Raw genomic sequence first — 17,728 nt, 5'->3', positions numbered from 1 at the left:
CCCTCAGACGGGGCATGCATGCAATGGTGGAGTTCAGGTGCTCTGGTAGCCAGGGTGCCAGCGCAGCCAGTAGCCTTCCAGGCCCTTGGCGAACAGATCGGCCAGCTTGCCCAGCAGCGCGTACAGCAAAATGCCCACGAGCACGATGTCGGTCTGCAGGAATTCACGGGCATTCATGGTCAGGTAGCCGATGCCCGCCTGCGCCGAGATGGTCTCGGCCACGATCAGGATCACCCACATCAGGCCCAGCGAGAAGCGCAGGCCCACGAGGATGCTGGAGAGAGCGCCCGGCAGGATGATCTGGCGGTACAACTGCCAGCGCGACAGGCCGTAGGTGCGCCCCATCTCGATCAGGCCCGGGTCCACGTTGCGGATGCCGTGGAAGGTGTTCAGGTAGATCGGGAAGAACACCGACACGCTGATCAGGAACAGCTTGGCCGACTCGTCGATGCCGAACCACAGGATCACCAGCGGGATCAGTGCCAGCGCCGGGATGTTGCGCACCATCTGGATGGTGGAATCGAGCAGCGTCTCGAACAGGCGCACCGAGCCCGTGAGCAGCCCCAGCGCCAGCCCCAGGCCGCCGCCGATGGCCAGGCCCGCCAGCGCCCGGCCGGCGCTGACCTTGACGTGGGTCCACAGCTCGCCCGATGCGGTCAGCGTCCAGGCGGCCTTGATCACCTCCAGCGGCGCGGGTAGCACCCGGGTGGACAACCAGCCGAGCGACGAGGCCACCTGCCACACCACGATCAGCGTGACGGGCACGGCCCAGGGCAAGAGGCGCTGCAGCACGCCCTTGGCAAAGCGCAGCCATTGCGAGGGCACCAGCGGCGCCAGGCTGGGCGCGTCGATGGAGTCGGCCACAGGCGAGACCTGCAGCTCACGGAGGGATGATGAAGTCATGCGAACTCCTGTCGTTCGGTGTCGGGTTCCAGAAATTCCAACTGGTTGCCCGCCGGGTCTTTCACGTAAAAGCGCAGGTAGCCGGGCAGCGCCCGGTTCTCCACGAGGGGTAACTGGGCCTGCAGCAGGCGCCCGCGCAGCGCGGGCAGGTCCTGCACCTCCAGCGCCAGGTGCGACACCGAGGGCGCGCCCTGCCAGTGGTCGGTGGGCACCAGGTCGATGCGCTGGGTGCCGGCGGCAAAGTGCAGCGCGTTGCCTGCGGCCAGTCGCACCTCGGGCAGGCCGAGCAGGCGGCTGTAGAAGTTGCGGATGGGTTCCTCAGAACCGGCCGGAAAGGCCAGTTGCACGTGGTTGATGGAATGGATGGCCATGGGCGATCTCCTAGGGTGCCGTGCGCTCAGCTTTGCGAGGCGCGCGGTGGCAGCTCGTTGGCGACGGATTCGCCGAACGGGCCCAGCGGGTTGCCGCCGGTGAGCTTCTCGCGCACTGACAGGGGCAGCAGCGGGAACACCAGCTCGGCAAAGCGGTAGGCCTCCTCCAGGTGCGGGTAGCCCGAGAGCACGAAGGTATCGAGGCCCAGGGCCGCGTATTCCGTGATGCGTGCAGCCACCGTCTCAGGGTCGCCCACCAGGGCCGTGCCGGCACCGCCGCGCACCAGGCCCACGCCGGCCCACAGGTTGGGGCTGATCTCCAGGTCGGCCCGCGCACGCTTGGCACCGCCTGCATGCAGGCGCGCCATGCGCCGCTGCCCTTCCGAGTCCATGCGCGCGAACACCGCCTGGGCGCGCACCACGGTCGCATCGTCCACATGGCTGATGAGTTCCTCGGCCGCGGCCCAGGCCTGCGCGTCCGTCTCGCGCACGATGACGTGCAGGCGGATGCCGAACTTCACCGTGCGGCCCTTTTTGGCTGCGCGCGCACGCACGTCGGCGACCTTCTTGGCCACCTCGGCCGGGGGTTCGCCCCAGGTCAGGTAGGTCTCGACCTGCTCGGCCGCCAGGTCGTGGGCTGCGTCGGACGAACCGCCGAAGTACACCGGCGGATGCGGGTTCTGCAGCGGCGGAAACAGCAGCTTGGCGCCCTTCACCGTGAGGTGCTGGCCCTCGAAGTCATAGGTTTCGCCGGTGTGGCTGCGGGCCATGATTTCGCGCCAGATGCGGATGAATTCGGCCGACTGCTCGTAGCGCGTGGCATGGTCGAGGAACACGCCATCGCCTTCGAGCTCGGTCTGGTCGCCACCGGTCACCAGGTTGATCAGCAGGCGCCCGCCCGACAGGCGGTCGAACGTGGCCGCCATGCGCGCGGCCAGCGCGGGCTGGTGCAGGCCGGGGCGCACGGCAACCAGGAACTTGAGCTTCTTGGTCACCGCGATCAGGCTCGAAGCGATCACCCAGGGGTCTTCGCAGGAGCGGCCCGTGGGGATGAGCACGCCTTCGTAGCCCAGGCTGTCGGCCGCCACCGCCACCTGCTGCAGGTAGTCGTGGCTGAGCTGGCGCGCGCCCTTGGAAGTGCCCAGGTAACGGCTGTCGCCGTGCGTGGGAATGAACCAGAAGATCTGCATGGGAAACCTCTTTGTGATGGCGTCAGTAGGAGATGGCAAAGCCGAACCGGGGCGCACGCACACCCGCGCAGCGCGGCCGCGTGGGCAGGCCCCAGGAGGTGGCGGTCACGCACAGCACGCGGCGCAGTTGCTCGTGCAGGGGAAAGGGCATGGGGGTGTGCATGGAAAGCTCCCGGGAAGAGGGTCAGGCGCCCAGGTCCACCGGCGCGGCGTGCAGCAAGTTGAGCTTCTTGGGGATGAGCTTGAGTTCGAAGAAGGTGTCGGCAATCGACTGCTGCTCGGCGATGATTTCGCGCGTCACGGGGGCGGTGCCGAACCTGGCGCGGCTCAGGTACAGGTCGGTGATGCTGCGGTCCAGGCCCAGCACCGTGGTCAGCTCTGCGGCGGCGGCGCCCTGGTTCTTCGAGGCCCAGGTGTCGATGGCATTGACCTCTTCGATCGCGATGCGCAGCACGTCGGCGTTGCGCGTGGCGTAGTCGCGCGAGGTGAAGTAGTAGGCGCGGTTGTTGACCACGCCGGTGGCGTCCACCAGCAGGCGCGCGTCCAGCGTCTTTTGCGCTGCGGCCAGGAAGGGGTCCCAGATGATCCAGGCGTCCACGGCGCCCTTTTCGAAGGCGGCACGGGCATCGGCCGGCGCCAGGAAGATCGACTGCACGTCACCGTACTTCAGGCCGTTCTTCTCCAGCAGCTTGACCAGGAAGTACTGCACGTTGGAGCCCTTGTTGTAGGCCACGCGCTTGCCCTTGAGGTCAGCCACGCTGCGGATCGGCGAGTCCTTGGGCACGATCACGGCCTCCAGTGCAGGGCGGGGCACGGTGGCGCCGGCGTACACCAGCGGCGCACCGGCGGCCTGGGCAAAGATCGGGGGCGCTTCGCCCACGTCGCCGAAGTCGATGGCGCCCACGTTGAGTGCTTCGAGTTGCACCGGGCCGGCGTTGAACTCGGTCCAGGTGACCTTCACGCCCAGCGGTGCCAGGCGTTTTTCCAGCGTGCCGCGGCCCTTGAGGATGGACAGCCAGCCCTTCTGGTGGCCTACGCGCAGCACGCGTGCCGGGGTTTGGCCGAAGGCCGTTCCACCGGCGGCACCCAGGGCCGCAGCCGCCAGGCTGGACAAGACCACCTGGCGGCGGCGCGAAGAGAGGAAGGTTTGTGTCATGGCGATGTGTCTTTCAGCAATATCTGGTGGTGCGGTGGTTCGGGCGGTGGCGGCGGCCATGCAGCGGCCTGGCCGGCCCGCGTCGGCGGTTACCGGCTCGAAAAAAGTGGGGAGAGAAGAAAGGGATGTGGATGCCGCCGGAGCGTTGAAAAGCTCGGGCGACATCCACTGCTTCAGACGCTACATCGCACCTGCGAGAAATGCACTGGAGCAAACCGGCCCGCCTGCGCCGCGGGTGGGCGCAGGGTTTCGGTGATCAGCACGTTCACCGCTTCGTCCAGGCGGGCGGCAATGTCGGCGTGCAGGTCGTAAGCGCCCTCGGGCGTCAGGGCGACCTGGGAGTCGGTGGCGTAGATGCCGGGCAGGATGTGCTTGGCGCCCAGCGACTGCAGTACGGGCCTGAGCGCATAGTCCAGCGCCAGCATGTGGTGCGGGCTGCCGCCCGTGGCCAGGGGCAGCACGATCTTGCCCTTGAGCGCGGTCTGCGGCAGCAGGTCCAGAAAGACCTTGAGCACGCCGCTGTAGGCGGCCTTGTAGACCGGTGTGGCGACCACCAGCACCCGGGCCTGCGCCACCTGGTCGACGGCGCCGACCACTGTGGGGTGGGCGAAATCGGCCAGCAGCAGGGCCTGGGGCGACAGGTCGCGGATATGGATGCGGTCCACCAGCGCGCCGCGCACCGACAGGCGTTGGGCCACGGCGTCCAGCAATGCGGCTGAGCGCGAGCGTTCCGACGGGCTGCCGGCAATCAAGAGGGCTGACATGGAGAACTGTCCTTTGCGCGATCGGCGGGGTTCACTTGCGTGTATAGATCTGGTCGAAGCTCGCGTTGTCGGCAAAGTGGTCCTTGGCCGCCTTGTCCCAGCCACCAAATGCGTCGTTGATGGTGAACAGGTTCAGCTTGGGGAACTGCTTGGCGTACTTGGCCTTGGCCTTCTCGGACACAGCGGGGCGGTAGAAATGCTTGCCGGCAATGTCCTGGCCCTCTTCGGTGTACAGGTACTTGAGGTACTCCTCGGCCACGGCGCGCGTGCCCTTCTTGTCCACGTTCTTGTCCACGACCGACACGGCGGGCTCGGCCAGGATGGAGATCGAGGGGGCGATCACGTCGAACTTGGTGCCGAATTCCTTTTCCAGCAGGTAGGCCTCGTTCTCCCAGGCGATCAGCACGTCACCCTGGTTGCGCTGGGCGAAGGTGATGGTGGAGCCGCGCGCACCGGTGTCCAGCACGGGCACGTTGCCGTAGAGCTTGGCCACGAAGTCCTTGGCCTGGGCATCGCTGCCCAGCTTGCGCTTGGCGAATTCCCAGGCGGCCAGGTAGTTCCAGCGGGCGCCGCCCGAGGTCTTGGGGTTGGGCGTGATCACGCTGATGCCGGGCTTGATCAGGTCGTCCCAGTCCTTGATGCCCTTGGGGTTGCCCTGGCGCACCACCAGCACGATGGTCGAGGTGTAGGGCGAGCTGTTGTGCGGCAGGCGCTTTTGCCAGTCCTTGGGGATCCAGCCGCCGTTGGTGTGCAGCGCGTCGGTGTCACCGGCCAGGGCCAGCGTGGCCACGTCGGCGTCCAGGCCGTCGATGATGGAGCGCGCCTGCTTGCCCGAGCCGCCGTGCGATTGCTTGATCGTCACGTCCTGGCCGGTCTTGCCCTTCCAGTGCTTGGCGAAGGCCTGGTTGAACTCCACATACAGCTCGCGGGTGGGGTCGTAGGAGACGTTGAGCAGGGTCACGGACTGGGCAAACGACGGCAATGCCGTCAGGGCCAAGCCACCCGCAAGGGCGAGAGCGAAGGGAAACTTGATAAAGTCGCGGCGAAAGTTCATGAGGAGCCTCTTCAATTAGGGATGCGAATGGGTGCTGGACACCGATGGATCGCATTCTCCGAGGCAGCCATCAAAACTGAAACAACTAAGATTTCAGTTCTTTATACCGAAACTATCTGAGCACTTCGCTCGCACAACGATTTACAAGGAAAATCCCCATGGCACGCACCGTTCAATGCATCAAGCTCGGCAAGGAAGCCGAAGGCCTGGATTTCCCGCCCTACCCGGGCGAACTGGGCAAGCGCATCTGGGAAGGCGTGAGCAAGGAGGCCTGGGCCGGCTGGCTCAAGCACCAGACCATGCTGGTCAATGAAAACCGCCTGAACCTGGCCGACGCGCGTGCGCGCCAGTACCTGGCCCGCCAGATGGAGAACCATTTCTTCGGTGGTGGCGCCGACGCGGCAGCGGGCTACGTGCCCCCAACGCCTGAATAAGCGCTCAGCGCACACCCTGCCCATGTCCGAGCCTGTCGACTGGCTGCCGGACGGCACCCCCTACAGCCCCCGTTTCGGCGACCGCTACCACAGTGAAAACGGCGGCCTCACGCAGGCCCGCCAGGTGTTTTTGCACGGCTGCGGCCTGCCGCAGGCGTGGGCTGGGCAAGCGCAATGGCGCATCCTGGAAACCGGGTTCGGCTTCGGCCTGAACTTCCTGGTGACCTGGGCTGCGTGGCGTGCCGATCCCGAGCGCTGCACCCTGCTGCACTTCGTCTCCACCGAGGCCTGGCCCGTGGGAGCCGATGACCTGCTGCGCGCCACCAGCGCCCACCCTGAACTGGCTCCACTGGCGCAGCAGCTGCACGCCCAGTGGTGGGGCCTGCTGCCGGGCGTGCACCGGCTGAGCTTCGACGCAGGGCGGGTGCTGCTCACCCTGTACGTGGGCGATACCCAGGCCATGCTGCGCCAGCAGGCGCTCACGGTGGATGCCGTCTACCTCGATGGCTTCAGCCCCCAGCGCAACCCCGAGATCTGGGATGCCCACACCCTCAAGGCCGTGGCGCGCTGCTGCCGGCGCGGCACGCGCCTGGCCACCTGGACCATCGCGCGCGCCGTGCGCGATGCCCTGGCCCAGTGCGGTTTCGAGGTCACGCGCATGCCCGGCGTGCCGCCCAAGCGCGACAACCTGCACGCCACCTTCAACCCACGCTGGGAGCCGCGCACTGCAGCGCCGGCACACCCGGAGCCAGATCCCCTGCCCCCGGGGGACTGCATCGTGATCGGCGCTGGCGTGGCCGGCGCAGCCTGCGCGGCCAGTCTGGCCCGGCGTGGCTGGCGCGTGCAGGTGCTGGACCGGGCTGGCGCCCCGGCGGCCGGCGCCTCGGGCCTGCCCGCCGGCGTGTTCGCACCCCATGTCTCGCCCGACGACAGCCTGCTGTCGCGCCTGTCGCGCAGCGGGGTGCGCGCCACCCTCGCCCAGGCCCGTGCCGTGCTGAGCGAAGGGCAGGACTTTGGCCAGACCGGCGTGCTGGAGCGGCATGCGACCGACAAGGCCCGCAACAAGGCCCTGCCCGCCACCTGGGCCCAGGGCCCCGGCACCGACTGGAGCCAACCGGCCAGCGAAGACACGCTGCGGCAGGCCCGGCTGCCGGCCGACACACCCGCCAACTGGCACCCCCATGCGGGCTGGCTGCGCCCCGCACGCCTGGTGGCCGCGCTGCTCGCCCAGCCGGGCATCAGCTGGCAAGGCGACTGCCGCGTGGCCCGGCTGCAGCGTGTGGACGATACCCCCGACGCCGCATGGCAGGCGCTGGACGCTGAAGGCCATGTGCTCGCCCAGGCCCCGATGGTAGTGATTGCCGCAGGCGCCGACAGCCGCCCTCTGCTGGTCAGCCACTGGCCCCTGCAGGCCTTGCGCGGCCAGGTGTCCATCGGCACCTATGGGCCCGGCGCTGCGCCGCTGGCGCCCTTCCCGCTCAACGGCAGTGGCAACCTTGTGCCCGACTTTCCGCTGTCGGACGGGCCGGATGCGCCCCGTGCCTGGATCATGGGATCGACCTTCGAGCGCGGCCTCACTGCGCTGCCGCCCACGCCCGCCGAGCAACGGGAGGCCCATGCCGCCAACCACGGCAAGATGCAGGGGCTGCTGCCGTCTGCGGCCGAGCGCCTGCTGGCGGACTTTGCAGCCATGGCCGGCCCAGATGCGCCGGCCGGTGGCCTGCGCACCTGGGCCGCAGTGCGCTGCACCCTGCACGACCGCTTGCCCGTGGTGGGCCCGGTCGATGCGCGGGCCCTGCCGGGTGTGTGGGCCTGCACGGCCATGGGTGCGCGCGGGCTGACCCTGTCCATCCTGTGCGGCGAACTGCTCGCGGCACGGCTGCAGGGCGAGCCTCTGCCGCTGGATGCGAAGCTGGCCAAGGCGCTGGGCGCCGAACGGCTGGCCGGTGTGTAACCAGCATGCAACAAGGGCCCGGGCCCTGCCCACCCACCGCAAAGCCGCGCCAGCACTGGCGCATAAGCTTATCCGCATAAGGGCAGGACAAAACAATAGTTTGCATCCATAAGCCGTGCCTCTACATTCGCTGGCATGCACGACTTGGCGTTTGTTTTTGCGGGTTTCGCGGTCGGGTTCATCGTTGGCCTGACCGGTGTGGGCGGTGGCTCGCTGATGACGCCTGTGCTGATCTTTTTCTTCGGCATCAAGCCCCACCTGGCCATCGGCACCGACCTGCTGTTCGCCGCCTTCACCAAGATGGGCGGCACGGTGAGCATGGCACGCCAGCGGCTGGTGCCCTGGCGCGTGGTGGGCCAGTTGTGCGCGGGCAGCATCCCCGCCGCCATCCTCGCGCTGTGGGCGCTCAAGGAACTGGGCCCTGCCAGCGCCCAGGCCCAGCGCATCATGACCACCACACTGGGCTTTGCCCTGCTGCTCACGGCAGCGGCCACGCTGTACAAGGTGGTGGCCTTTTCACGCCAGCGCCAGGCGGCTGACCAGGCCCTGCGCCTGGCCAACGCCGATCAAGCCACCCGCCCCCGCCACTGGAGCCTGCCGGTGCTGCTGGGCGCGGTGATCGGCACGCTGGTCACCTTCACCTCGGTGGGTGCGGGCGCCATCGGCGTCACCGTGCTGCTGCTGGTCTACCCGCTGCTGCCGCTGCCGCGCATCATCGGCGCCGACATCGCCTACGCCGTGCCATTGACCCTGGTGGCAGGGCTGGGACATGCGTCGCTCGGCTCGGTGGACTGGACTTTGCTTGCACAATTGCTGGCTGGCTCGCTGCCGGGCATCTGGCTGGGTTCACGCCTGGTCACCCGCACGCCCGAGCGCCTGATCCGCTCCGCCCTGTCCGTCCTGCTGGCCTGGGCAGGCGCCAAATTGATAATGATCTGAGTACCCCACGATGTACCAATACACAGAATTCGACAAACAGTTCGTCCACCAGCGCTCGCGCCAGTTCCGCGACCAGCTCGAGCGCTGGCAGGCCGGCAAGCTGCCCGAAGACGACTTCCGCCCGCTGCGCCTGCAGAACGGCTGGTACGTGCAGCGCTACGCGCCCATGCTGCGCGTGGCCGTGCCCTACGGCGAGATCGCCAGCCGCCAGCTGCGCGTGCTGGCCACCATCGCCCGCGAGTACGATGAGCCCGAAGCTGCGGTGTTCAAGGCCGCCATGGACGGCCAGGGCCTGCTGGGCACGACCTTTTTGCCCAAGAACTGCGCCCACTTCACCACGCGCACCAACGTGCAGTTCAACTGGATCCCCCTGTCCAAGGCGGCCGACGTGATGGACCTGCTGGCCAGCGTGGACATGCACGGCATCCAGACCAGCGGCAACTGCATCCGCAACACCACCACCGATGCACTGGCCGGCGTGGCCGTGGACGAGCTGATCGACCCCCGTCCCTACGCCGAAATCCTGCGCCAGTGGACCACGCTGCACCCCGAGTTCGCCTTTTTGCCGCGCAAGTTCAAGATCGCCATCAGCGGTGCAGCAGACGACCGTGCCGCCACCGGCTGGCACGACGTGGGCCTGCACATGGCCCGCAATGAGGCCGGCGAGATCGGCTTCAAGGTCTTCGTGGGTGGCGGCATGGGCCGCACCCCGGTGATCGGCACCGTGATCCGCGAGTTCCTGCCGTGGAACCAGATCATGAACTACATCGAGGCTATCGTGCGCGTGTACAACGAGCACGGCCGCCGCGACAACAAGTACAAGGCGCGCATCAAGATCCTGGTCAAGTCCGAAGGCCAGAAGTACATCGACGACGTGGAAGAAGAGTACCGCCAGATCATGGAGATCGACGGTGGCCCGCACACCGTGCCCCAGGCCGAGTTCGACCGCGTGGCCGCATGCTTCGTGCCGCCCGTGCTGGCCGACATCCCCGATGCCGACCCCGCCACCCTGGCCGCATCGCTGCAAGCGCAGGCGGCAGAGCACGTGGCCTTTGGCCGCTGGCTGCAGCGCAACGTGCACGCACACAAGAATGCGCAGCTGCGCGCCGTGACGCTGTCCTTCAAGCGCCCTGGCCAGTCGCCGGGCGATGCCACCAGCGAGCAACTGATCGCCGTGGCCGACCTGGTGGACCAATACTCCGCAGGCGAAGCCCGCGTGACGCACGACCAGAACGTGCTGCTGCCTTGGGTGCACGCCAGCCGCCTGTTCGACCTGTGGCAGGAAGCCAAGGCTTTGGGCCTGGCCAGCGCCAACGTGCAACTGCTCACCGACATGATCGCCTGCCCCGGTGGCGACTTCTGCTCGCTGGCCAATGCGCGCTCGCTGCCCATCGCCGAAGCCATCACGCAGCGCTACCAGGACCTCGACGAGCTCGACGACATCGGCGAGATCGACCTGCACATCAGCGGCTGCATCAACAGCTGCGGCCACCACCACAGCGGCCACATCGGCATCCTGGGCGTCGACAAGGACGGCAAGGAGTGGTACCAGGTCACGCTGGGCGGCTCGGACGGCTCCGACCTGTCGGGCGCGGCCGTTGCCGGCAAGGTGATCGGCCCCTCGTTCTCGGCGGCCGAAGTGCCTGACGTGATCGAAGCCGTGCTCGGCACTTACCGCGACCTGCGCGAAAGCGGCGAGACCTTCCAGAGCACCGTGCGCCGCGCCGGCCTGGACCCGTTCAAGGAAGCCGCCAAGACGGCCCGCCACAAGGAAGAGGCCGTGGCTGCCGCCTGAGCCCCGCCCCAGAACAGAGATAGACACCTCATGAAGATACTTGCATCCCAAGACCACCAGGCCCCTGCCGAAGGCGACCCGCGCAGCGTGGCGCTGGCCAACGATGCCGATGCCCTGGCGCTGGCACTGGACGGCGTGGAGCGCGTGGACCTGCACTTCCCCAGCTTCACCGACGGCCGGGCCTTCAGCCAGGCCTTTCTGCTGCGCCGCCGCCGCAGTTTCAAGGGCGACATCCGCGCCACGGGCGACGTGCTGATCGACCAGCTGGTGCAGATGCAGCGCACGGGCTTTTCGTCGGCCGTGCTGCGCGAGGGCGTGGACGCAGCGGACGCGCAGCGCCAGTTCGAGATGTTCCCTGGCTTCTACCAGGGCGACGCGGTCAACCCCCAGCCGATCTTTGCCGACAAGGCCGTCACCGCCTAACACCATGAGCCAATTCGATCTCACATCCGTCAACGCCGAACTCGGCCGCAACGCCGAAGGCCTTGTCGCCTGGGCCCTGGGCCTGGGCCAAAGCCCCATCGTCACCACCAACTTCCGCCCCTTCGAGGCCGTGATCCTGCACATGGTCAGCCGCATGCAGCCCGATGTGCCGGTGGTCTGGATGGACAACGGCTACAACACCGAAGCCACCTACCGCTTTGCCGATGAAGTGACGAAACAGCTCGGCCTGAAGCTGCAGATCTACCTGCCGCGCCGCTCGCGTGCGCACCGCGAAGCCGTGGAGGGCGCAACGCCCGGGCTGGACGACCCGCGCCATGCGGCCTTCACCGAAGAGGTGAAGCTGGAGCCTTTTACCCGCGCCCTGCGCGAGACGGCACCCAAGGTCTGGTTCACCGCGCTGCGCGCCACCGACACCGCCGTGCGTGCCCAGATGGACCCGGTGAGCATCAACCCCGATGGGCTGATCAAAGTAGCGCCGCTGCTGCACTGGTCGTCCAAGGAGCTGTACGAGTATTGCCAGCAGCACGGCCTGCCGAACAACTTCGACTACGTGGACCCCACCAAGGGCGAAGAGAACCGCGAATGTGGCCTCCATATAGCCCACTGACCCCACCGCTGACCCCACCATGAACGCCCGCACCGATGCCGCGCTGCTGCAGAACAAGAACATGAGCCACCACCTGAACAATTCGCACCTCGACGCCCTGGAAGAGGAAACCATCTTCATCCTGCGCGAGGTGGCTGCCGCCTTCGAGCGGCCCACCCTGCTGTTCTCGGGCGGCAAGGATTCGCTGGTGATGCTCAAGTGCGCTGAGAAGGCCTTCGGCGCGGGCCGCATCCCCTACCCGCTCTTGATGATCGACACGGGCCACAACTTCAAAGAGGTCACGGACTTCCGTGATTCGCGCGCCAAGGAACTGGGCGCCGAACTCATCGTGCGAAGCGTCGAAGACTCGATGGCGCGCGGCACGGTGCGCCTGGCCCACCCCGGTGAGAGCCGCAACGTGCACCAGTCGGTCACGCTGCTCGAAGCCATCGAAGAATTCCGCTTCGACGCACTGATCGGCGGCGCCCGCCGCGACGAAGAAAAGGCCCGCGCCAAGGAGCGCATCTTCTCGCACCGCGACAGCTTCGGCCAGTGGCAGCCCAAGGCCCAGCGCCCCGAACTGTGGACCCTGTTCAACACCCGGCTGCAGCCCGGCGAGCACTTTCGCGTGTTCCCCATCAGCAACTGGACCGAACTCGACGTGTGGCAGTACATCGACCGCGAGCAGATCGGCCTGCCCAGCATCTACTACACGCACAAGCGCGAGGTGGTGGACCGCCGGGGCCTGTTGATGCCGGTGACCGAATTGACGCCGCCGCGCGAGGGCGAGACGGTGCAGACGCGCGACGTGCGTTTTCGCACCGTGGGCGACATCACCTGCACCGCACCGGTGGAGAGCACGGCCGCCACCCCGGCCGAGATCGTGATCGAGACCCTGGCCGCCGACGTGAGCGAGCGCGGCGCGACCCGCATGGACGACAAGACGAGCGACGCCTCGATGGAAAAGCGCAAGAAGGACGGGTATTTCTGATGACCACCGCACACCAAGCCACCGCCCCTGTCGCAGCCAACGCCGGCAGCAACCACGCCTCGGCCCTCAAGTTCATAACCTGCGGCAGCGTCGACGACGGCAAGAGCACGCTGATCGGCCGCCTGCTGGTGGACAGCCGCGCCGTGCTGCAAGACCATCTGGCAGGCGTGCAGCGCGGCGGCGAGACCGACCTGGCCCTGCTGACCGACGGCCTCTCGGCCGAGCGCGAGCAAGGCATCACCATCGACGTGGCCTACCGCTACTTCGCCACCGAGTCGCGCAAGTTCATCATCGGCGATGCGCCCGGCCATGAGCAGTACACGCGCAACATGGTCACCGCCGCCAGCGGCGCCGACGCCGCCGTGGTGCTGGTCGATGCGACCAAGCTTGACTGGCAGAACGCAGCCCTGGCACTGCTGCCGCAGACGCGCCGCCACTCGCTGCTGGCCCACCTGCTGCGCGTGCACTCGCTGGTGTTCGCCGTGAACAAGCTCGATGCCGTGGCCAACCCCGAACTGGCCTTCGCCCACATCAGCGCCGCCCTGGCACAGTTCGCCGCAGATGCCGGCATTGCCGTGCGCGCCACGGTGCCGGTGTCGGCCTTGAAGGGCTGGAACGTGGTCGACGCCCATGCGGGCTGGTGCGGCTACAACGGCCCCACGCTGCTCGAAGTGCTCGAACAATTGCCCAACACCCCGGCCGATACCGGCCTGCCCCTCGCCTTTCCGGTGCAGTGGGTGGAGAAGTTCTCGTCCTCCGCCGACACATCGCAGGGCCGCCGCGTGTTCTGGGGCCGGGTGGCCGCAGGCGCCGTGGCGCCCGGCACGGCCGTGCAGATCTTCCCGAGCGGCCAGAGCGCCACCGTGGCCCAGGTGCTCGACCATGCGCGCCGCCCCGTGGGCGTGGATGCGGGCCAGAGCGCCGGCATCATCCTCGACCGCGAGGTGGACGTGTCGCGCGGCGACTGGATCCTGGCCGCCCCCACGCCCGCTGCGGCGGCTGCCGAGGACGATTTCGACACCCCTGCCGCCGTGCCCGCCTGGCCCGCCAGCCGCGAGCTGCTGACCACCGTGGCCTGGATGGACGACGAGCCGCTGGTCGCCGGCCGCGTCTACTGGGCGCTGCATGGGCACCGCTGGGTCAAGGCCAAGGTCAAGCGCGTGGTGCACCGCCTGGACATCAATACCCTGGCCGAGGACGAAGCCACGCAGCTTGACCCCAATGCCATCGGCCATGTGGAACTGCTGCTGCAGGAGCCCCTGCCCGCTGCCCCCTTTGGCCAGGCGCGCGTGCTCGGCTCGCTGATCCTGGTGGACACGGCAAGCCACAAAACTGCCGGCGCTGTGCTGGTCAACTGATCCGCATTCGCAATGAGTGCACATTTGTGCGCCCAAAACCCTGCGTCACCCTCTCGGACCCAGGGGCCCAGCAACCCAAGGCCGGTGAAAGCTTCTAAAATAGAGGGTTTTCACCGACCCACACAACTCTCGTCATGACCCACGTCGTCTCCGAAAACTGCATCAAGTGCAAGTTCACCGATTGTGTGGACGTCTGCCCCGTGGACTGCTTCCGCGAAGGCCCGAACATGCTCGTCATCGATCCCGATGAGTGCATAGACTGCGCCGTGTGCATCCCCGAGTGCCCGGCCAACGCCATCTTTGCCGAAGAAGACCTGCCGGCCGACCAGATCGCCTTCATCAAGCTCAACGCCGACCTGGCCTTTGCCGACGGCTGGAAGAGCATCACCAAGCGCAAGCCCGCCCTGCCCGACGCCGACGAGTGGAACGGCAAGCCCGGCAAGGTCAACGAACTGGTCCGCTGAGCGGCATCGCTGCATTCGCCGGTGTCCACGCTCGCGCAATCGTCCCCTCCCATCGCCACGGATGCCGTGGTCATTGGTGCAGGCCCGGTGGGCCTGTTCCAGGTCTTCCAGCTCGGCCTGCAGGGCATCACTGCCCATGTGATCGACGCCCTGCCCCATGCCGGCGGCCAGTGCGTGGAGCTGTATGGCGACAAGCCCATCTATGACATCCCGGGCGTGCCCGTGTGCAGCGGGCGCGAACTGGCGGCCCTGCTGCTGCAGCAGATCGCCCCGTTCAAGCCGCACTGGCACCTGGGTACGCTGGTCGCGTCCGTGTCACTGCAGGACGATGGCCGCATCCTCATCGAAACCAGCCAGGGCCAGGCCCTGCTGGCGCGCAGCGTGTTCATCGCAGCCGGCGTGGGCGCCTTCGTGCCGCGCACGCTCAAGGTCGAGGGCATAGAGCCTTTTGTCGGCACGCAGGTGCACTACCAGCACCTGCCCGCCGGCACCGTGGTGGCGGGCCAGCGCGTGGTGGTGCATGGTGGTGACGAAGCCGCCGTGGCCCATGCGATCGCCCTGGCAGGGCTTGCCGCAGATGAAGCCCCTGCCCGCATCCGCCTGCTGTACCGGCGCGACGCCTTCCAGGCGCCACCCGAGCAGTTGCAGCAATTGCAGGCCCTGCGCGATGCAGGGCGTATCGACGTCATCGTCGGCCAGATCACCGGCGCGGTGGCCGAGGGCGGGCGCCTGGCCGCCCTGCAGGTGGTGGACACCGGGGGCCACACGGCCAACGAACCGCTCGACTGCCTGATCGCTGCCCTGGGCATATCCCCGCGACTGGGGCCGATTGCCGACTGGGGCATCGCCATCGAACGCAAGCAGCTGGTGGTGGACACCGCCAGCTTTCGCACCAGCGTGCCCGGCATCTACGCCGTGGGCGACATCAACACCTACCCGGGCAAGCGCAAGCTCATCCTGTGCGGTTTTCACGAGGCCACGCTGGCCGCCTTCGGCGCGGCCGAGGCCCTGAGCGGCGACAAGGTGGCCTTGCAGTACACGACCACCAGCCCGAGGCTCCACGCGCTGCTGGGCGTTGCCACACCGCAAGCGGCCTCCTGAATCCGCCGGGGCTGTGCTACCTTCGGCCCTTCACCACTGCCACAAAATTTCCGCATGATCCGATGCCTGCTGGTGGACGACGACCCCGCCATCCGCACCCTGCTGCTCGACTACCTGGGAACCTTCGGCTTCACCACCGAGGCCGTGGGCGATGGCCGGGGCATGCGTGCCGCGCTGGCGCGCCAGGGCTTCGACGTGGTGCTGCTCGACCTGATGCTGCCCGACGAGGACGGCCTGACCCTGTGCCAGTGGGTGCGCCGCGACCATGGCCAGTTGCCCGTGATCGTGCTCACCGCGCAGGGCGACCCGATGTCGCGCGTACTGGGCCTGGAGCTCGGTGCCGATGACTACCTGTCCAAACCCTTCGAGCCGCGCGAACTGGTGGCACGCATCAAGGCCGTGCTGCGCCGCGGCACCGCCGCCCCGCCACCGGCCAATGCGCCCCAGGTGCGCTTCGAGGGCTGGACCTTCGACCGCCTGCGGCGCGAACTGGTCTCGCCCGACGGCACCATGGTGGCCCTGTCCAGCGCCGAGTTCCGCCTGCTGGAGGCCTTTACCGCCCATGCCGGCAAGGTGCTCAGCCGCGACCGGCTGCTCGACCTCTCGCGTGCCCCCGGCGTGGTGGTAAGCGACCGCAGCATCGACCTGGCCGTTTCGCGCCTGCGCGGCAAGCTCGGTGAAGGCCAGCGCGATCGCCCCCTGATACGCACCCTGCGCGGCGAGGGCTACCTGTTCGACGTGGAGGTGCAGCGGTGAAACCCGCGACACCGGGTGGGCGCTGGAATTGGCGCCGCCTGGACACCCTGTTCCTGCGCCTGTTCATCCTCATGTGGGTGGCGCTGGCCGGCAGCCACCTGGTGGCCTACCTGGTGGTCACCAACCTGCGCCACCAGCAGGACCTGGGCACTGCGCTCTCGCGCCTGCCGCCGCTGGCCTCGCTACCGCCTGGCAACCCCCTCACCGGCTCCGGCATGCCCGGTGGCCCGCCGCCGCCGCAGTCAGGACCGAATGCAGGCCCCGGCGGCAGCCCCTGGCCCGGCCCGCCGCCCATGGTTGGGGGCGAGCGCATGGCTGCGCTGTCCTTCCAGCCCCCCGGGGGCAGCGCGGGCAGCGGCGATGGCCGCCCGCCCAACCCGTTCACCGCCCCGGGTCCGCAGCGCATGGGCGGCCCCATGCCCGGCAAAGCGCTGTGGCTGGACTACGGCATCCGCTTCGTGCTGATCGGCCTGGCCGCCTTCCTGGGCGCACGCTGGCTGTCGCGCCCCATGCTGCGCCTGTCGCATGCAGCCAGCGCCCTGTCGCAGGGCATCGACAAGGGCGGCAAGCCGCCCGTGCTCGATGAAACGCTGGGCACCGTGGAGGTGCGCAATGCCGCACAGGTGTTCAACCAGATGTCACAGCGGCTCAAGGAGCAGTTCGACGCACGCGGCCTGCACATGGCCGCCGTATCGCATGACCTGCGCACCCCCCTGACCCGGCTGCGCATGCGCGTGGACCAGTGGCCCGAGGGCCCGGCGCAGCAGGCCGCCATCAGCGACATCCGCGAAATGGACGAGATGATCGGCGACACCCTGGCCGTGCTGCGCGAGCAGCACGAGGGCAGCGAGGCCCGCTCCATCGACCTGGTGGCCCTGCTGCAGGCCCTGGTGGACGACCTGGCCGACCAGGGCCAGCCCGTGCAACTGCAGGCCCCGGTCGGCAGCGCCCCCGTGCGCGTGCGCGCCCGCACCGCTGCACTGCGCCGCGTGATCGGCAACCTGGTGGGCAATGCCGTGCGCCACGGCGGCGGCGCCACGCTCAGCGTGCACGCCCTGCCCGAAGGCGCGGTGCTGCACATCGACGACTCGGGCCCGGGCATCCCCGAGGCCCAGCTGGAGCAGGCCCTGGAGCCCTGGGTGAGCCTGTCGCAGGACCCGCTGTCGGCGCACTCGATGGCGGGCGACCTCCCGGGGAACACGGCGGGCTATGGCCTGGGCCTGGCCATCGCGCGCGACCTGGCGGAGCGCGATGGCTGCCGGCTGAGTCTGCACAACCGGCCCGAGGGTGGGCTGCGCGCGCAATTGGTGATACCGCTGGCAGGCTGACTGCTTGCTGCTTGCTGCTTGCTGCTTGCTGCTTGCTGCTTGCAGCGAGAGGCCCGCAGCGCGTCCTCTTGCGCCGAAGCCAAAGTCCGGGATGTGAGCCCCGTGCTGCCACTTTTTTTAGCGGTGTGCCTTGGTTGAGG

The 17,728-nt window shown here is 68.2% G+C and carries 19 protein-coding genes; 12 read left to right on the top strand and 7 right to left on the bottom strand.

Annotated features, from left to right (window positions below):
- Window positions 1-33: 33 nt before the first annotated feature.
- The 7 genes from ssuC to QYL93_RS29480 all read right to left on the bottom strand — a co-directional run bounded on the left by ssuC (window position 34) and on the right by QYL93_RS29480 (window position 5,438).
- Window positions 34-903, bottom strand: a complete 870-nt coding sequence (ssuC, locus tag QYL93_RS29510) for an aliphatic sulfonate ABC transporter permease SsuC (RefSeq protein ID WP_305747014.1) — start codon at window positions 901-903, stop codon at window positions 34-36.
- Window positions 900-1,274 carry a VOC family protein gene (locus tag QYL93_RS29505; protein ID WP_305747013.1) on the bottom strand — a complete coding sequence of 125 codons (375 nt, stop codon included), beginning with the start codon at window positions 1,272-1,274 and terminating at the stop codon, window positions 900-902. Before QYL93_RS29505 ends, ssuC begins: the two co-directional genes overlap by 4 nt.
- A gap of 26 nt (window positions 1,275-1,300) precedes the next feature.
- Window positions 1,301-2,464, bottom strand: coding sequence for an FMNH2-dependent alkanesulfonate monooxygenase (gene ssuD, locus QYL93_RS29500; protein ID WP_305747012.1), 1,164 nt, complete (start codon window positions 2,462-2,464; stop codon window positions 1,301-1,303).
- Window positions 2,465-2,486: 22 nt separating this feature from the next.
- Window positions 2,487-2,627 carry a hypothetical protein gene (locus QYL93_RS29495; protein ID WP_179680738.1) on the bottom strand — a complete coding sequence of 47 codons (141 nt, stop codon included), beginning with the start codon at window positions 2,625-2,627 and terminating at the stop codon, window positions 2,487-2,489.
- A gap of 21 nt (window positions 2,628-2,648) precedes the next feature.
- A complete protein-coding gene (locus QYL93_RS29490) occupies window positions 2,649-3,620 on the bottom strand; it encodes a sulfonate ABC transporter substrate-binding protein (RefSeq protein ID WP_305747011.1) in 972 nt (323 codons plus the stop codon).
- 173 nt (window positions 3,621-3,793) lie between these two features.
- Window positions 3,794-4,384 (bottom strand): NADPH-dependent FMN reductase, encoded by a 591-nt coding sequence (gene ssuE, locus QYL93_RS29485; protein WP_057207049.1) that lies wholly within the window; start codon window positions 4,382-4,384, stop codon window positions 3,794-3,796.
- Between the two features lie 31 nt (window positions 4,385-4,415).
- Window positions 4,416-5,438 carry a sulfate ABC transporter substrate-binding protein gene (locus QYL93_RS29480; protein WP_305747010.1) on the bottom strand — a complete coding sequence of 341 codons (1,023 nt, stop codon included), beginning with the start codon at window positions 5,436-5,438 and terminating at the stop codon, window positions 4,416-4,418.
- Between the two features lie 158 nt (window positions 5,439-5,596).
- On the opposite strand from QYL93_RS29480, the gene QYL93_RS29475 reads away from it, so the two are divergent.
- From QYL93_RS29475 to QYL93_RS29420, 12 genes are all read left to right on the top strand, one after another.
- Window positions 5,597-5,872 (top strand): oxidative damage protection protein, encoded by a 276-nt coding sequence (locus QYL93_RS29475; RefSeq protein ID WP_057207053.1) that lies wholly within the window; start codon window positions 5,597-5,599, stop codon window positions 5,870-5,872.
- Window positions 5,873-5,894: 22 nt separating this feature from the next.
- Complete coding sequence (mnmC, locus tag QYL93_RS29470; protein WP_305747009.1) at window positions 5,895-7,826, top strand: FAD-dependent 5-carboxymethylaminomethyl-2-thiouridine(34) oxidoreductase MnmC; 1,932 nt, start codon at window positions 5,895-5,897, stop codon at window positions 7,824-7,826.
- Window positions 7,827-7,961: 135 nt separating this feature from the next.
- Window positions 7,962-8,765 (top strand): sulfite exporter TauE/SafE family protein, encoded by an 804-nt coding sequence (locus QYL93_RS29465; protein WP_305747008.1) that lies wholly within the window; start codon window positions 7,962-7,964, stop codon window positions 8,763-8,765.
- A 10-nt stretch (window positions 8,766-8,775) separates the two neighbouring features.
- The gene (locus tag QYL93_RS29460) at window positions 8,776-10,560 is read left to right on the top strand and encodes a nitrite/sulfite reductase (RefSeq protein ID WP_305747007.1); all 1,785 of its coding nucleotides are present in this window, start codon (window positions 8,776-8,778) and stop codon (window positions 10,558-10,560) included.
- A 30-nt stretch (window positions 10,561-10,590) separates the two neighbouring features.
- Complete coding sequence (locus QYL93_RS29455; protein WP_305747006.1) at window positions 10,591-10,983, top strand: DUF934 domain-containing protein; 393 nt, start codon at window positions 10,591-10,593, stop codon at window positions 10,981-10,983.
- 4 nt (window positions 10,984-10,987) lie between these two features.
- Window positions 10,988-11,611 carry a phosphoadenosine phosphosulfate reductase family protein gene (locus QYL93_RS29450; protein ID WP_305747005.1) on the top strand — a complete coding sequence of 208 codons (624 nt, stop codon included), beginning with the start codon at window positions 10,988-10,990 and terminating at the stop codon, window positions 11,609-11,611.
- Between the two features lie 19 nt (window positions 11,612-11,630).
- Window positions 11,631-12,581, top strand: a complete 951-nt coding sequence (gene cysD, locus QYL93_RS29445; protein ID WP_057265676.1) for a sulfate adenylyltransferase subunit CysD — start codon at window positions 11,631-11,633, stop codon at window positions 12,579-12,581.
- The gene (locus QYL93_RS29440) at window positions 12,581-13,939 is read left to right on the top strand and encodes a sulfate adenylyltransferase subunit 1 (protein WP_305747004.1); all 1,359 of its coding nucleotides are present in this window, start codon (window positions 12,581-12,583) and stop codon (window positions 13,937-13,939) included. The genes cysD and QYL93_RS29440 overlap by 1 nt, the downstream gene beginning before the upstream one ends.
- 134 nt (window positions 13,940-14,073) lie before the next feature.
- On the top strand, window positions 14,074-14,403 hold the full coding sequence (fdxA, locus tag QYL93_RS29435; RefSeq protein ID WP_057265679.1) for a ferredoxin FdxA: 330 nt from the start codon (window positions 14,074-14,076) through the stop codon (window positions 14,401-14,403).
- Window positions 14,404-14,424: 21 nt separating this feature from the next.
- Complete coding sequence (locus tag QYL93_RS29430) at window positions 14,425-15,504, top strand: NAD(P)/FAD-dependent oxidoreductase (RefSeq protein WP_305747003.1); 1,080 nt, start codon at window positions 14,425-14,427, stop codon at window positions 15,502-15,504.
- Window positions 15,505-15,558: 54 nt separating this feature from the next.
- Window positions 15,559-16,260: a response regulator gene (locus tag QYL93_RS29425; protein ID WP_305747002.1), complete on the top strand. Its 702-nt coding sequence runs from the start codon at window positions 15,559-15,561 to the stop codon at window positions 16,258-16,260.
- On the top strand, window positions 16,257-17,588 hold the full coding sequence (locus tag QYL93_RS29420) for an ATP-binding protein (RefSeq protein ID WP_305747001.1): 1,332 nt from the start codon (window positions 16,257-16,259) through the stop codon (window positions 17,586-17,588). The genes QYL93_RS29425 and QYL93_RS29420 overlap by 4 nt, the downstream gene beginning before the upstream one ends.
- Window positions 17,589-17,728: the final 140 nt, after the last annotated feature.

The organism is Acidovorax sp. A1169, from assembly GCF_030704685.1.
Classification (GTDB): Bacteria; Pseudomonadota; Gammaproteobacteria; order Burkholderiales; family Burkholderiaceae_C; genus Acidovorax.
Note: the sequence above shows the minus strand (reverse complement) of the source record. Positions and strands in the feature narration are given on the sequence as shown.